General features: G+C 73.4%; 13 protein-coding genes. 2 read left to right on the top strand and 11 right to left on the bottom strand.

The window, feature by feature from the left end; all coding sequences use genetic code 11:
- Positions 1-19 precede the first annotated feature (19 nt).
- The 11 genes from ABD284_RS01475 to ABD284_RS01425 form a co-directional block, all read right to left on the bottom strand.
- Complete coding sequence (locus ABD284_RS01475; RefSeq protein WP_344140116.1) at positions 20-790, bottom strand: cation efflux transmembrane domain-containing protein; 771 nt, start codon at positions 788-790, stop codon at positions 20-22.
- Positions 790-1,125 (bottom strand): ArsR/SmtB family transcription factor, encoded by a 336-nt coding sequence (locus ABD284_RS01470; RefSeq protein WP_344140114.1) that lies wholly within the window; start codon positions 1,123-1,125, stop codon positions 790-792. The genes ABD284_RS01475 and ABD284_RS01470 overlap by 1 nt, the downstream gene beginning before the upstream one ends.
- A 308-nt stretch (positions 1,126-1,433) precedes the next feature.
- Positions 1,434-4,193, bottom strand: a complete 2,760-nt coding sequence (locus ABD284_RS01465; RefSeq protein WP_344140112.1) for a PEP/pyruvate-binding domain-containing protein — start codon at positions 4,191-4,193, stop codon at positions 1,434-1,436.
- A gap of 27 nt (positions 4,194-4,220) precedes the next feature.
- A complete protein-coding gene (locus ABD284_RS01460; RefSeq protein WP_344140110.1) occupies positions 4,221-4,820 on the bottom strand; it encodes a TetR/AcrR family transcriptional regulator in 600 nt (199 codons plus the stop codon).
- Between the two features lie 145 nt (positions 4,821-4,965).
- Positions 4,966-6,135: an L-talarate/galactarate dehydratase gene (locus ABD284_RS01455; RefSeq protein WP_344140108.1), complete on the bottom strand. Its 1,170-nt coding sequence runs from the start codon at positions 6,133-6,135 to the stop codon at positions 4,966-4,968.
- Positions 6,136-6,280: 145 nt separating this feature from the next.
- Positions 6,281-7,288 carry a TRAP transporter substrate-binding protein gene (locus ABD284_RS01450; RefSeq protein WP_344140106.1) on the bottom strand — a complete coding sequence of 336 codons (1,008 nt, stop codon included), beginning with the start codon at positions 7,286-7,288 and terminating at the stop codon, positions 6,281-6,283.
- Between the two features lie 35 nt (positions 7,289-7,323).
- Entirely contained in the window at positions 7,324-8,622 is a 1,299-nt protein-coding gene (locus ABD284_RS01445; RefSeq protein WP_344140104.1) for a TRAP transporter large permease, read from the bottom strand.
- Complete coding sequence (locus tag ABD284_RS01440; protein WP_344140102.1) at positions 8,612-9,286, bottom strand: TRAP transporter small permease; 675 nt, start codon at positions 9,284-9,286, stop codon at positions 8,612-8,614. The genes ABD284_RS01445 and ABD284_RS01440 overlap by 11 nt, the downstream gene beginning before the upstream one ends.
- A 3-nt stretch (positions 9,287-9,289) precedes the next feature.
- Positions 9,290-10,462: a hypothetical protein gene (locus ABD284_RS01435; protein ID WP_344140100.1), complete on the bottom strand. Its 1,173-nt coding sequence runs from the start codon at positions 10,460-10,462 to the stop codon at positions 9,290-9,292.
- Positions 10,459-11,718 (bottom strand): glucarate dehydratase family protein, encoded by a 1,260-nt coding sequence (locus ABD284_RS01430; protein ID WP_344140098.1) that lies wholly within the window; start codon positions 11,716-11,718, stop codon positions 10,459-10,461. The genes ABD284_RS01435 and ABD284_RS01430 overlap by 4 nt, the downstream gene beginning before the upstream one ends.
- A gap of 2 nt (positions 11,719-11,720) precedes the next feature.
- Positions 11,721-12,626 (bottom strand): 5-dehydro-4-deoxyglucarate dehydratase, encoded by a 906-nt coding sequence (locus ABD284_RS01425; RefSeq protein WP_344140096.1) that lies wholly within the window; start codon positions 12,624-12,626, stop codon positions 11,721-11,723.
- A 122-nt stretch (positions 12,627-12,748) separates the two neighbouring features.
- Between ABD284_RS01425 and ABD284_RS01420 the strand changes: the two genes are divergently transcribed.
- Together ABD284_RS01420 and ABD284_RS01415 are read left to right on the top strand one after the other, a co-directional pair.
- Positions 12,749-13,486, top strand: a complete 738-nt coding sequence (locus tag ABD284_RS01420; protein ID WP_344140093.1) for an IclR family transcriptional regulator — start codon at positions 12,749-12,751, stop codon at positions 13,484-13,486.
- Positions 13,487-13,508: 22 nt separating this feature from the next.
- Positions 13,509-14,333, top strand: a complete 825-nt coding sequence (locus ABD284_RS01415; protein ID WP_344140091.1) for an NAD-dependent epimerase/dehydratase family protein — start codon at positions 13,509-13,511, stop codon at positions 14,331-14,333.
- Positions 14,334-14,344: the final 11 nt, after the last annotated feature.

Genomic DNA, 14,344 nt, shown 5'->3' with positions numbered 1-14,344 from the left:
CGCCGGGTGTGCGCTCGCCTCAGTCGCGGGCGCAGCAGGAGCAGCCGGGCTCGCACCCGCAGGCGTCTTCGGCCGTGCCGCTCGCGGTGCCGGTCGCGGCGCCGGTGTGAGTGTGGGTGGGGGCGGGGGTGCCGACGGCGGCGGCGATGCCGCCCGGGGCGCAGCAGGCGTCGCCCTTCCAGGCCTCGCGGCCCTCCTTGACTGCGACCGCGGCGATGGTGAGGGCGACCAGCGGATCGGCCCAGGCCCAACCCAGCAGGGCGTTGGCCAGCAGGCCGGCCAGCAGGGCGGCGGAGAGGTAGGTGCACAGCAGGGTCTGCTTGGAGTCGGCCACCGCCGACGCCGAGGACAGCTCGCGACCGGTGCGGCGCTGGGTCAGCGACAGCACGGGCATGATCACCACCGACAGTCCCGCCAGAACGATGCCGGTCAGCGAGGGCTCGGCCTCGCCCGCACCCAGCAGGGAGCGCACGGCCTCGAAGGAGACGTAGGCGGCCAGCGCGAAGAACGACACCGCGATGATGCGCAGCGCACGGCGTTCGCGCCGCTGGCGGAGTGCGGCTTCGCGCGCGGAGAACTGCCAGGCCACAGCCGCCGCCGAGGAGACCTCGATGACCGAGTCGAGGCCGAAGCCGATGAGGGCGGTGGAGGAGGCCAGCGTTCCGGCGGTGAGGGCGATGACGGCCTCGACCACGTTGTAGGCGATGGTGGCGGCCACCAGCAGGCGGATGCGACGGGTCAGTACCTCCCGGCGCCGGTCCGATACCCGCGGCGTGATCTGGTGGGCCATCAGCAGCAGTCCTTCTCGTCGGCCTCCGGGCAGGTGGTGTCGTCGGCCACGGCGAGCACCGCTGAGCGCAGGTCGTCGATGGCGTGGCCCAGGCGGGGGTCGGCGATCTCGTAGCGGACGCGGCGGCCCTGGGGCACGGCGACGACCAGGCCGCAGTCGCGCAGGCAGGCGAGGTGGTTGGACAGGCGGGTGCGGCTGATGTCGAGGGCGTCGGCGAGGTCGGCGGGGTGGGCGGGCCCCTGCCGGAGCCGCAGGAGGATGCGGCAGCGGATGGGGTCGGCCAGGGCGCGGCCGAAGCGGGAGAGGGCGTCGACGTCGGTGGCGAGGGTCAGCATACGCCGACGATACACAATTCTCTGAATCCTTGTGAAGATGAATCCATGATCTCCTGGCGTATCGTTCTCCCGTTCCATCGGGCGCCCACGTCCCCCCGCGGATCGGGGGCTGCGGCGTGCCGTGCCCCCGGCGGCACGGCCGCGCCGCCCGCCGGATCGATCAAGCGCCACGAACCGCTCCCCGCCGGCCGCGGGCTCGCCCCGACCGGCGGCGCATGCGAGCCCGGCGGCGACCGCGGCCGTGTGGCCCGGCAGCGCGCCACACGGCCGGCCCGGCCGAGGCCGCGGGGTGCGGCCGGGGCGGGACTTCAGGGCCGCGACTCCGCGGGGTCGGAGACGACGGTCAGAGTCCCGGCCGTGCCGTCGATCTCGACGGCCTGGCCGTCGGCGATCCGCCGGGTCGCGTCCTCGATGCCGACGATGCAGGGTTTGCCGTACTCGCGGGCGACGAGCGCGCCGTGCTGGAAGCTGCCGCCGGTCTCCAGGACGATGCCCGCGGCGTTGACGAAGAGGGGAGTCCAGCCGGGATCCGTGGCCCGGGCGATGAGCACCTCGCCGGGCAGCACGGGCTTCTCGCCGACCGTGCTCAGCACCTTCGCCGGCCCCGACGCCAGTCCGGGAGAGACCCCCTCTCCGACCAGCGCGTTCGCGGCCGCCGCCCGGGGCGCGGGACGGGGTATGCGGCCGCGGGAGTCCACCGCGACCGGGAACCGGGTGCCCGGCATCCGCCGGACGAGCCTGCGGTAGCGGGTGTTGCCGCGGGCGCGGGCGCGCAGGTCCGCCTCCGGCGTGCCGGGTGTCCGGGCTGCTTCGGCGAGGTCCTCCCAGGTCAGGTCGAAGACCTGCTCGGCTGTGTCCAGCAGACCGGCCTCGGCGAGTTCGCGACCGGCCGCGAGGGCGCGCCGGCGCACCCGGTAGCCGTCCCTGACCAGCTGGTACTTGTGGATCTCCCGGAGGCCGCCGAGAGCCTCGGCGGTGCGGTACAGCCGTTTCACGAGCCGCGCCTTCAGGGGGCTGCGGGTCCCGTCGAGGAGCCGGCGGTAGGCGTCGCGCCGTTCGCGCCGGCGCCGCTCGCCGGCCTGCCGCGGGTTCTCCCGCGTCTCCTCGTCGAGCAGCACGTAGTGGCGCATCTGCTCCAGTACCGGCCGGGGGTCGTCGGCGTAGCGGGGCGTGGCGAGGTCCAGTTCGTCGGGCCCGCGGAACCCGTAGTCGGCCATGAACGCGTCCCACCGGTCCAGGAACGCCGGCGGCAGATCCCGCTCACCGATGCGGCGGGCCAGCGCCGCGGGATCGGTGTAGGCGTCGGGTCCCGCGTGCTCCTCCAGCGACCGCGCCAGGTCGTAGAGAGCCAGGCCCATCTCGATCGTGGTGTTGTCGGGCATCGAGCGCAGCGCGGTGCCGAGAGACCGCCTCTGCTCGGCCGGGGAGCGCCGGTAGAGCGCCGTGAGCAGGGACGTCGCCGCCTCCGCCGCGGCGGTGAGGGGCAGGCCCTCGCGGACGAGCAGGCGCACGGCCGGCTTCATGGTCTGCTCGCCCAGGTGCCGGAGCGAGGGCGCGGTGCGTTCCACGTCGTCCAGGTGGCGGCGGTGCCGGTCGACGGCGCCCGCGTAGCGCCGCCGCGCCCGCTCGGGAGCCGCCAGCGCGCCCAGCGTTCTGGCGACAAGGCCCGAGGCGTGGGCGACGGTGCCCGCGACCGTCCGTGCCGCGTCCGCCGGGGCCGGCCTCTTCGCGGCCCTGCGGTAGTACCGCGCGTCGACGTTGCGCACGGTCCGCGCCGCGTGGACGTCGAGCGTCGCCAGCGACGCGGCCAGCCGCTCGGTGCCCAGCCACAGCACGTTCGACGCGTTCAGGTACCACCGGCCGCCCACCGTGTGCATGAGGCCGCCGCTCTCCCGCGTCGAGAACCGGCGCCCCGTCACCTGCCGGATCATCTCGACGACGGCTTCGGCCATCCACTGCTCGCCGAGCACCGACAGCGGCTCCTGCATCCCCTCCTCGAGCAGCGTGGTGTCCAGGTAGAGCCGCCGGGGAGCCCCCGGTGCGGTGCGCAGCTCCTCCGGCACCGGGAAGTAGGCGGTGACCGGGCGCGCCTGCAGGAGCGAGAGTTCGCCGTCAGCGGTGTAGGCCCATTCGACGTCGACCGGGGCGGCGGTGAGCGCCTCGGCGCGCGCGACCATCCGCGCGAGGGCCGCGGCCTGCTCGGCTGTCAGAGCGCACCGCGAGGGGTCGCCGCCGCCCTCGCCGCGCCTCTCCGCCGAGCCGCCCTCGGGCCGCGACCACAGCGCGGTCTCCTTGGCGCCCGGCCTGGTTTCGAGCAGGCGCCCCGTCGCCTTGTCCACCACGAACCGGTCCGGTGTGACGCTGCCTGCGACCACGGTCTCGCCCAAGCCCCAGTTGGCCTGGATCACGACCTCGTCGTAGTCGTTGTTCTGCGGGTTCAGCGAGAAGGCGACTCCCGCCGAGGCGCTGTCGAGCTGGCACTGCACGACCACCGCGATCTCCGCCGCGGCGGGGTCGAAGCCGCGCCGGCGCTTGTAGGAGACCGCCGGGAAGCCCACAGCGGAGAGGAACACCGTGCGCAGAGCCGCGGCCAGCTCGTCCGGCCGGACACCCAGGACGCTCTCGTAGACCCCGGCGAAGGACGCTCCGGCGAGGTCCTCGTGCGGGGCCGACGAGCGCACGGCCAGCAGCCGCGTCCCCGGCGCGCCGCCGGGCCCGGGGTCCGCGCCCGCCAGCCCGTCCAGCGCCTCGGACAGGCGGCGCTCCTGCTCGGAGGTCAGCGCCAGGTCCTCGCCCGCGGCCTGCAGGTCGGCGGCGCGCGTGCGCAGGTCGTCGTCGGAGGGGCCGTCGGCGCCGACGGCCTCGGCGAAGCCGCGCCACGCAGGGGCGGCGCGCAGGTGTTCGAGCCACGGCCTGAAGAACGCCGTGGTCAGCACGAACCCCGGCGGCACCGGCAGTCCGGCGCGGGTCATCTCGATCAGCGACGCGCCCTTGCCGCCCACCTGCGCTGCAGGGGGCCGATCGGCTGTGGCGAAGGGGTACAGCACGGCGTCCGGTTCTCGGTTCATCGTCGTCCTCCCGGTGCGCGGTCGGGTCTAGGTCTCCAGCAGGGCGCGCAGCGCACCGAAGGCGCCGGCGGTGTCGGTGGTGGAGTCCAGGAGTGCGTGCAGCACCAGGCCGTCGCCGGAGGCCGCCAGCAGGGCCGCCACCGCGTCGGGGTCCGCGTCGGCGCGCACGGCGCCCCGCTCCTGCTCGGCACGTATCAGCCTGCTCAGCACGCGCCGGTACTCGGCCAGCAGCGCGGTCACGCGCTCGGTCAGCTCCGGATTCCGCCCCGCCTCGCGCAAGGTCTCCACCAGCACACCGGAGAGCACCCGCTCGGAGTCCTCGCGGCGGGCGACCGATGCGGTGATCAGCTCGATGAGCTGGGTCAGGGTCTCCACGGCCGCCAGCTCGCCGATCGGCAACGCGGATTCGACCGTCTCCAGCGCGGCCTGGGCGAGCAGTTCCCGCTTGCCGCGGAAGTGGTAGCTCACCGCCCCCAGCGGCAACCCGGCCCGTTCGGCCACCGCCCGCGTGGTCACCCGGCCCCAGCCCACCTCGGCGATCAGAGCGGCGGCGGCAGCGAGCAGCCGCTGCCGCGTCCCGCCGGAGTGCGCCCGTTCCGGCGGGACTTGTTCAAATGAACTGTTCACTTGAACAACTCTACCAGGAGGCTCCGCCCGCCGGCGGTTTGCGGCCGCGCCGGCGGCCCGGCCGCCGGCGGCGGGGGAGGTCGGGCGGCGAACCGCTGCGCCCGGGGGCCGGGGCCGGGGGCGGGCCGATTGAACGCCGTGGGCGTCACCCCACCGCGGTGCTGTCGACGGTCCAGGCGCGAGCGCGGTCGCTGAGGGTGACACCCAGGCCGGGGCGGGCGGACAGGTGCATGCGCCCGTCGGCGATCTCCAGGTGCTCGTTGAACAGCGGGTCGAGCCATTCGAAGTGCTCGACCCACGGCTCGCGCGCAAACGCGGCGGCCAGGTGGATGTGGATCTCCATGGCGAAGTGCGGAGCCAGCTCCAGCCCGCGCTGGTCGGCCATGGCCATCACCTTGAGGAACTGCGTGATCCCGCCGATTCGGGGCGCGTCGGGCTGCACGATGTCCGCACCGCCTGTGCGGACGAGCTCGGCGTGCTCGGCCACGCTGGTCAGCATCTCGCCGGTGGCGACCGGGGTGGCGCAGCCGGCGGCCAGCGCGGCGTGGCCGGTGAAGTCCTGCGCGTCCAGGGGCTCCTCGATCCACACCAGGTCGAACTCCTCCAGGGCGCGGCACATCCGCCGCGCGGTGGCGCGGTCCCACTGCTGGTTGGCGTCGACCATGAGGGGCACCCCGGGCCCCAGGTGCTCGCGCACCGCGCGGACCCGGGCGATGTCCACGGCGCTGTCGGGGTGGCCGACCTTGAGCTTGACGCCGCCGATCCCGGCCTCCACCGCCGCGCTCGCCTTCTCCAGGACCTCTTCCACCGGCGCGTTCAGAAAGCCGCCGGAGGTGTTGTAGCAGCGCACCGAGTCCCGGTGGGCACCGAGGAGTTTGGCCAGCGGGAGACCCGCACGCTTGGCCTTGAGGTCCCACAGGGCGATGTCGAAGGCGGCGATGGCCTGGACCGCGAGCCCGCCGCGGCCGACCGAGGCCCCCGCCCACGCGAGCTTCTCCCAGATCTTGGCGATGTCGCTGGGGTCCTCGCCCAGCAGGGCGGGGGCGATCTCCGCGGCGTGGGCGAACTGGCCCGGCCCTCCGGCCCGCTTGGAGTAGCTGAAGCCCACCCCTTCGAGTCCCGACTCGGTGGAGATCTCGGCGAACAGCATCGCCACCTCGGTCATCGGACGCTGCCGGCCGGTGAGGACCTTGGCGTCGCTGATCGGGGCCTCCAGGGGCAGGGTGACCGAGGACAGCCGAACCCCGCTGACGCGGTCCACCGTGGCGGGGCCGGCGGCGACCAGAGCGGAGTGGGCGGAGGTGCTGGTGGGCATGTGCGGCGGTGTCCCTTCGCGGCGGGAAAGACGACAGGAAGAAGGGGAACGGGTCGCTGCGCTGCGTGGCGGGGCCGGTGCCCCGGCGGCGGTCCGGGCGGGAGGCGGGGCGGCGCGCCCCGCCTCCCGTGCGCCGGAGGGGGCCTCAGCTCTCGCGGACCTCGTCGATGGCGGCCATGACCTCGCTGTACTCGCCCTTGCGGGCCTCGTCCAGCAGGCCGGACACCGACTCCTGGAACTCGGTGGTCTCCACGTCGTGGATCTTGATCCCGGCGTCCTTCATCTCCGCGAGGGACTCCTCGACCTCCTGGTCCCACAGCTTGCGCTGCTCGGCGACGGACTCCTGCGCGACGTCGCGCAGCAGTTGCTGATCCTTCTCGCTGAGGGAGTCGAACACGTCGGCGTTGATCATCAGCACCTCGGGGATGCGCTGGTGGGCGTCCATGGTGAAGTGCTTGGCCAGCTCGTAGTGGCCGCTGCTGACGTAGCTGGGCTCGTTGTTCTCGGCGCCGTCGAGGACGCCGGTCTCCAGGGAGCTGTAGACCTCGCCGTAGTCCATGGTCACGGGGGACCCGCCCATGGCCTCGACCATGTCGGCGTTGACGGACCCCTCGATGACGCGGATGTCCAGGCCCTCCAGGTCCTCAGGGGAGGTGATGGGCTTGTCCACGGTGTAGAAGTTGCGGGCGCCGGCCTCGTAGTAGGCCAGGCCCACAAAGCCGCTCTCGCGGAGGTCGCCCAGCATGCCCTGGGCGTAGTCGCCCTCGAGGAACCGCCACAGGTGCTCCTCGTCGTCGAAGAGGTAGGGCATCGAGAACACCCCGAACGCGGGCACGAACTCCGCCACGGGCGCCGTGCTGACCCGGGTCATCTGCGCGGCGCCCATCTGCACCTGCTCGATGACCTCGCGCTCCTCGCCGAGCTGGGCCGAGTGCCGGACGCTGATGTCGATGCGGCCGTCGGTCCGCTCGCGGACGTGGTCGGCGAACCAGATGTCGGCCTGGGTGGTCGGGTAGTCCTTCGGGTGGGTCTCGCCCAGCGACCACTGTTGGCTGCCGCCGCTCTCGCCGCCACCGCCGCAGCCGGTGAGGGCGAGCGCACCGACCAGTCCCAGCGCGGCAAGGGTTCGTAGGGAACGTGTCTGCTTCTTCATGAGGAACTCCTCGGGGGGAGAGGGGGACGGGCCCGCTAGAGGCCCGCCAGGGACGGCAGCCAGAGCGAGAGGGCGGGGACGAAGGTGATGGCCAGCAGCACCAGAAGCATGGGCGCGTAGAACGGGAGGACGCCGCGTGTGGCGTCCTCCACCCGGATGTCGCCCACCGCGGCGCCGACGAACAGGACGCCGCCGACCGGGGGCGTAATCAGGCCCAGGCCCAGGTTGAGCATGAGCATGACGCCGAACTGGACGGGGTCCATGCCCACGCTCGTCGCCACCGGCAGGAGGATCGGGGTGGTGATCAGGATGAGGGGCGCCATGTCCATCACGGTTCCGAGCGCGAGCAGCATCAGGTTGATGAGCAGCAGCACCACGATCGGGTTGTCGGACATGCCGGTCAGGCTCTGGGTCAGCGCGGCGGGGATGCGGAGCTGGGTCATCAGGTAGCCGAAGGCCCCCGCCGAGGCGATGAGGAACAGCACCGAGGACAGCGTGCGCGTGGCCCGGTTGAGGACACCGATCAACCCGCGCGGGGTCAGCTCCCGGTAGACCACCAGCGAGACGACCAGCGCCCACACGCAGGCGATGGCAGCGGACTCCGTGGCGGTGAACACGCCGGTCATCACGCCGCCGATGATGATCACCGGCGTGAGCAGACCGAGCGAGCCCTGCCAGATCACCCGGGGCCACTCCCGCAGGGGGACGCGTTCGCCCTTGGGGTACTTGCGGCGCCAGGAGAGGTAGTAGGTCAGCCCCAGCAGCGCGAGGGCGAGCAGCAGGCCCGGCAGGACCCCGGCGAGGAACAGTGCACCGATGGACACGCTGCCGCCCGCGGCCAGCGAGTAGATGATCATGTTGTGGCTCGGCGGGATCAGCACGCCCTGGATCGAACTGGACACGGTGACCCCGACGGAGAACCGGGCGTCGTAGCCGGTGCGCTTCATCACGGGCACCATGACCGAGCCGATCGAGGAGGTGTCGGCCACCGCCGATCCGGAGATGCCGCCGAAGAAGGTGCTGGCCATGACGTTGAGCATCGCCATGCCGCCGCGGAGCCGCCCGATCATCAGGTTCGCGAGGTCGATGAGCCGGCGGGATATCCCGCCCGCCCCCATGATCTCGCCGGCGAGTACGAAGAAGGGGATCGCCAGCAGCGGGAAGGTCAGCAGCGCGTTGACGATCTGCTGGCCCACCACCGGAAGGGGGATCTGCAGGTAGAGCGCGGTGCACAGCGATGCCAGGGCCAGCCCGAGGGCGATCGGGATGCGCAGCGCCAGGGCGGCCACGAACACCCCGATGAGGATGGCCACGGCCAGAGGGTCACCGATCATCGTCGTCCTCCTCGGGAGCCGGTTCCGCCCCGGTCGTCTCGGCGCCCCGTGTCTGCGCGGGCCCGGCCGAGCGGGCCGCGCCGGCGGTCAGTCCGTCCCCGGAGATGGGCACCGCCTCGCTTCCGGGCGCCGCGGCGATGTCGTGGGCGCCGTCCTCCCCGCCGCTCGGGCGCGTGTCCCGGCGGGTGTCGATCCCGACGAGCTGCAGCAGGCTGTACACGGCCACGAGCACGCCCGTCACCGGCATGACGGCGTACTGCACCGAGGAGGGCAGGCCGGTCGCCGGGAGGCTGGTGCCCGCGGTGGACACGGTGAACTGCCAGCCCTGGAACACCAGGTAGAGGGCGAAGGCGAGGAACGCCAGCGGGGTCAGCGTCTCCACCGCGGTCCGCAGCCTGGGCGGGAGCCGGTCGGTGATGAAGGTGACGCCGATGTGCGTGTGCTCCCGCAGGCCGATGGCGATGCCGAGATAGCCCACCCAGGCCAGCAGGATGAGCGCCACCTCCGACCCCCAGCGCGGACTGGCCTGCAGCACGTAGCGGCCGAACACCTGCCAGGTGACCACCAGCACCACCGCGGCCAGTGCCGTGAGCGCGAGGGTGTCGGTCGTGCGGTCGAGCACGCGCAGAACTCCGCGCGCGATCGACTGGAACTTGGGCGGCACGGGCTATCGACCCCCTGCGGGCGCGGCGCATTCGGCGAGGGCGCGGCGGATCTGCGCCAGGCGGCGGGCCGAGGCCAGGCCGCCGTGGTAGACGTGGAACTCCGTGGCGCCCGCGTCCGCGTACAGGTCCAGGCGCCGCTCCAGGTCGGCCGGGTCGGCCGGCCGCGGCGGCAGCGCGAGCACGTAGGCACCCACGTCCGCGTCCGCGGGCCGCGCCTGGGCGGCCAGCCCGGCCAGCCCGGCGGCGGCCTCCTCGTCGGGGGTCCAGCAGGTGCCCACGAGGCAGTCGGCGGCGGGGCCGCCCGGGTCGTCGGCGACGGTGGCGAACGGCCCGGTCGCCCACGCGTCGGCGGAGGCGTGGACGGCGACGCGGATTCCCGGACGCAGTTCGCGGGCCCGGCCCAGCAGCAGCGAGCGCAGCTCGGCGGCGAGCCCGGTGCGCACCCGGCGCACGGGGGCGGCGAGCGGTCCGAGCGCCTCCTCCACCGAGGGCGGGGGCTCGGCGGCGTCGACCCCGGCGCGGACCCGGCGGACCAGGTCGGCCGGATCGACGCCGGCGTCGCGGTAGCGCCGGTCGCAGGCCGCGCAGCAGCACAGCGACAGCAGGTCGAGCTGGACCGGGGTGTACTCCGCGCCCTCGGTCTTCTCGTGGTGGCCGCCGTGGCGGACGCCGAGCGGGCCGCAGGCCTCCAGGATGAGGCCGTCGGGTTCGCCGAGGGCGACCACCTCGGCGACGAGCCGCGCGCAGTAGTCGCGGACCTCGGCGGATGCGGGGCACAGGGCGTACTCGTAGTGCTCGCCGAAGGCGTTGCGCACGGTCAGGTCCGGGTGGGCCGCGCCGAGGAGCGAGTTGTGGGTCAGCACGACCCACGCGGGCACGGCCAGGCCGGCGGCGCGCAGGGCCGTGCGCGCCGCCGCGAAGGAGTCGTCCCCGGCGACCCAGTCCGGGCGGCCGGGCACGAGCCTGCTGCCCTGCCACGCCTCGGGCGTGACGGGCACGTAGCAGGCGGCGTGCCGGGCGTGGACGAACCGGTGGCCGGGATGGCGGGGGGTGGCGGCACGGGCGGTGTGGTAGGAGGCGGCGACCGCGACGGACCCGGCACCGAGTCCGGCCAGGCGGTCGGGTGCGCCGGGGTCGCCGACCACGTCCCAGGGGTAGGCGTAGACGGTATTCACCAGAACCTCGTCTTCGGCTGGTAGTCGGGCTGGAAGCGCCGCATGTAGGTGGTGTCGTCGCGCCGGGTGATCCCGCAGCGCAGGTACTGCTCGTGCATGGCCGCCAGCGCGTCGCGGTCCAGGTCCACGCCCAGCCCCGGCGCCTCGGGGACGGCGACCGCGCCGCCGCTGAAGCGCAGCGCGCCGGCGGCGACCACGTCCTGCCCGTTCTGCCAGGGCGTGTGGGTGTCGCACGCGTGGTTGACGTTCGGCACGGCGGCGGCCAGGTGGGTCATGGCGGCCAGGCTGATGCCGAGGTGGGAGTTGGAGTGCATGGACAGCTCGATGCCGAAGGTCTGGCACAGCGCGGCCATCTGGGTGGAGCGCCGCAGGCCGCCCCAGTAGTGGTGGTCGATGAGCAGGACGCCGATCGCGCCCTGGGCGACGGCCGGGGGCAGGTGGTCGGGGGTGACCACGCACATGTTGGTGGCCAGGGGCATGGGTGAGCGGGACGCGACCTCGGCCATGCCGTCGATACCGGAGGTGGGGTCCTCCAGGTACTCCAGCACCCCGGCGAGCTCGGCGGCGACGCGCACCGAGGTCTGCGGGGTCCACGCCGCGTTGGGGTCCAGCCGCAGCGGCATGCCGGGAAACGCCTCGGCGAGGGCGCGGACCGCCGCGACCTCCTCGTCCGGAGGGAACACGCCGCCCTTGAGCTTGATGGAGCCGAACCCGTAGTCGGCGACCAGGCGCCGCGCCTGGGCGACGATCCCGCCGGGGTCGAGGGCCGCACCGAAGGGGTCCTCCGGGGCCCCCGGGTGGGCGGCCCACTTGTAGAACAGGTAGGCGCTGTAGGGCACGGCCGAACGCACCGGTCCGCCCAGCAGGTCGACCACGGGCCGGCCGGCCGCCTTGCCCTGGATGTCCAGGCAGGCGACCTCGAAGGGGGAGAACACGCCGTCGGCGGTCTTCTGGTTGCTGCCCGCACCGGTGAGGCCGTGCTGGTGGGTGACGACCGCGGAGCCCACGCATTCGGCGACCAGGGTGCCGACGCGGTGGAGGTCGTAGGGGTCGGTGCCCAGGAGCGCGTCGGCGGCGGCCCGCACCATCGCCAGGTGCGCCTCGTCGCCGTAGGTCTCGCCGAGTCCGGTGAGGCCGTCGTCGGTGGCGACCTCCACGACGCCCCGCAGCGCCCACTGCTCGTGCACGCCGGTGGCGTTGAGCAGCGGCGGGTCGTGGAAGGCCACCGGAGTCACGGTGATGCCGCTGATGCGCACGGTCACCCCCTGACCAGTCGCAGGCCGTCGTCGATGATGCGCTGCAGGACGTCCAGATGCTCGGGGCCGGGGTCGGTCAGCGGCGCGCGGACGGGGCCGACCGCGCGGCCCCGCAGCCGGGCCCCGGCCTTGACCAGGGACACCGCATAGCCGGGGACGCGGTCGCGCAGTTCGGCGAACGGGCGGTAGAACCCGGAGAGCAGCCGCTGCACCGCCGCATGGTCGTCGTTGCGCAGAGCCGTGTGGAACGCTCCGGCGACCTCGGGGACGAAGGCGAAGGCGGCCGAGGAGTACAGGTCGAAGCCGACCGCCCGGTAGGCGGGGGCGGAGAGTTCCGCCGTCGGCAGGCCGTTGAACAACAGGAACTCGTCGCCGACGGCCTCGCGCACCTCCAGCACGATCCGCTGCGCGTGCTCGATGTCGCCCAGGCCGTCCTTGAAGCCCGCGACGAACGGCTCCTTGGCCAGGCGCGCGACGTCTTCGGGCGAGAAGCGCGCATTGTTGCGCTGGTAGATGACCACCGGCAGCGGGGAGGCCTCGGCGACCTGGCGGACATAGGACTCCAGCCCTCCTCCCGGCCCCTGCACCAGGTACGGCGGCATCACCAGCAGGCCGTCGGCCCCGGCCTCGGCGGCGGCCCGGGCGCAGGCCCGGGCGTGGGGGAGCGGGCCGCCGGCGCCGCTGAGCACCGGCACGCGCCCGGACGCCGCCCGCACGGCGGCACCGACGAGCCGCCGGTACTCGGCGAGGTCCAGGGCGTGGAACTCGCCGGTCCCGCACGCAGCGAAGACGCCGCCTGCACCGGCGTCGACGCCGTCGGCGACGTGGTCGGCGAGCACCTCGGGCGCCAGGTCGCCTGCCGGGTCGAATGGCGTGACCGGGAAGAACAGTAGGCCGTCTAACTGCATTTCATCTCAATTCACATATATGAATGAAAATCTCCCTTGTAAAAGATGGCTAGAAATGTAAAATTTTCGATATCCGGTGTCAAGGGGGCGTAACGGGTGATCCTGCGACGAAGGGCCACGTCATGACGGTGAAATCCGCTGACCGGACACTCGAGGTCCTGGAGGTGCTGGCGAGATCGGCCACGCCGCTGTCGCTCGCCGAGCTGCACGACGAGCTCGGCTATCCCAAGTCCAGCCTGTACGTGCTGCTGCAGACCATGGTGGAGCGGCGGTGGGTCGAGACGGACGCGCGCGGATCGCTCTACCGGGTGGGCGTGCGCGCCCTGCTGGCCGGTACCTCCTACCTCGACCGCGACCCGGTGGTCCGCGCCGCCGCGCCGATCCTCGAAGAGGTGCGCAGCGAGGTCAACGAGACCGTGCACCTGGCGCGGCTCGACGGCGGCAGCATCGTCTACCTGGCCAGCCGCGAGTCGCGGCACCAGCTGCGCACGGTCTCCCGCGTCGGGCGGCGGCTGCCGGCCTACGCCACCGCGCTGGGGCGGGCGATCCTCTCCCAGCGCCCGGACGGCGCGGACCTGGTCCCCGAACACCCGGAGGCGCTCAGTCCGCGCGGCCTGACCGACCGCCGGGCGATCCTCGCCGAGCTGGACGAGTTCCGCCGGATGCACTACTCGAAGGAGTCCGAGCAGACCAACCTCGGCCTGGGCTGCCGAGCGGTGGTGCTGACCTACAACGACCCGGTGACCGACGCGCTGAGCTGCTCGGTTCCGCTGGCGCGGCTGGACGAGGACCACAGCCGGCACATCGTGGACACCCTCATCGACGCCTCCCGCCGCATCTCCGAGCTGCTCACCCGCTGACCCCGTCTGGAAGGGACTGCCCATGACCGAGCGGATTCTCATCACCGGCGCGGCCGGAGGACTCGCGAGCCTGATGCGCCCCCGGCTCGCCCGGCCCGGACGCGAGCTGCGGCTGCTCGACGTCGCGACTCCGGCCGACCCCGCTCCCCACGAGGAGGTCGTCACCGCCAGCGTCACCGACGCGGCGGCGGTGGCCGAGGCGATGCGCGACGTCTCCGCGGTGATCCACCTGGGCGGCCACAGCCTGGAGGGTCCGTGGGAGGACATCCTCGACGTCAACATCCACGGCAGCTACGTCGTCCTGGAGCAGGCGCGCCTGGCCGGGGTCCCGCGGGTGGTCCTGGCCAGCTCCAACCACGCCGTGGGCTTCCACCCCCGCGTGCCCGAGGTGCCCGACTACGCCTTCCCCCGCCCCGACACCTTCTACGGCGTGAGCAAGGTGGCCCTGGAGGCACTCGGCAGCCTCTACCACGACAGCTTCGGCATGGACGTGATCGCCGTGCGCATCGGCACGTGCTTCGAGAAGCCGACCAACGCGCGCATGCTCGACCACTGGATGTCGCCCGACGACGGTGCACGCCTGTTCGAGGCGTGCCTCAACGCCCCCTCGCCCGGGTTCCGCGTCGTCTGGGGCGTCTCGGACAACACCCGGCGGTGGACCTCGCTGGAGGCCGCCCGGGCGCTGGGCTACGAGCCGCAGGACGACTCGGAGGCCTACGCCGAGACGATCCGGGCCGCCGAGGGCGAGCGCGACCCGGACCGCCCGCCGCACAACCAGATCGGCGGCCACTGGCGGCTCGCCGCCGCCGACCCCCGAAACCGCACCCCCCGCATCGACCGGACCTAGCCCGGGCGCCC

This window comes from Streptomonospora arabica, from assembly GCF_039531585.1.
Taxonomy (GTDB): Bacteria; Actinomycetota; Actinomycetes; order Streptosporangiales; family Streptosporangiaceae; genus Streptomonospora; species Streptomonospora halophila.
This window is presented reverse-complemented; position numbering and strand designations above follow the sequence as displayed.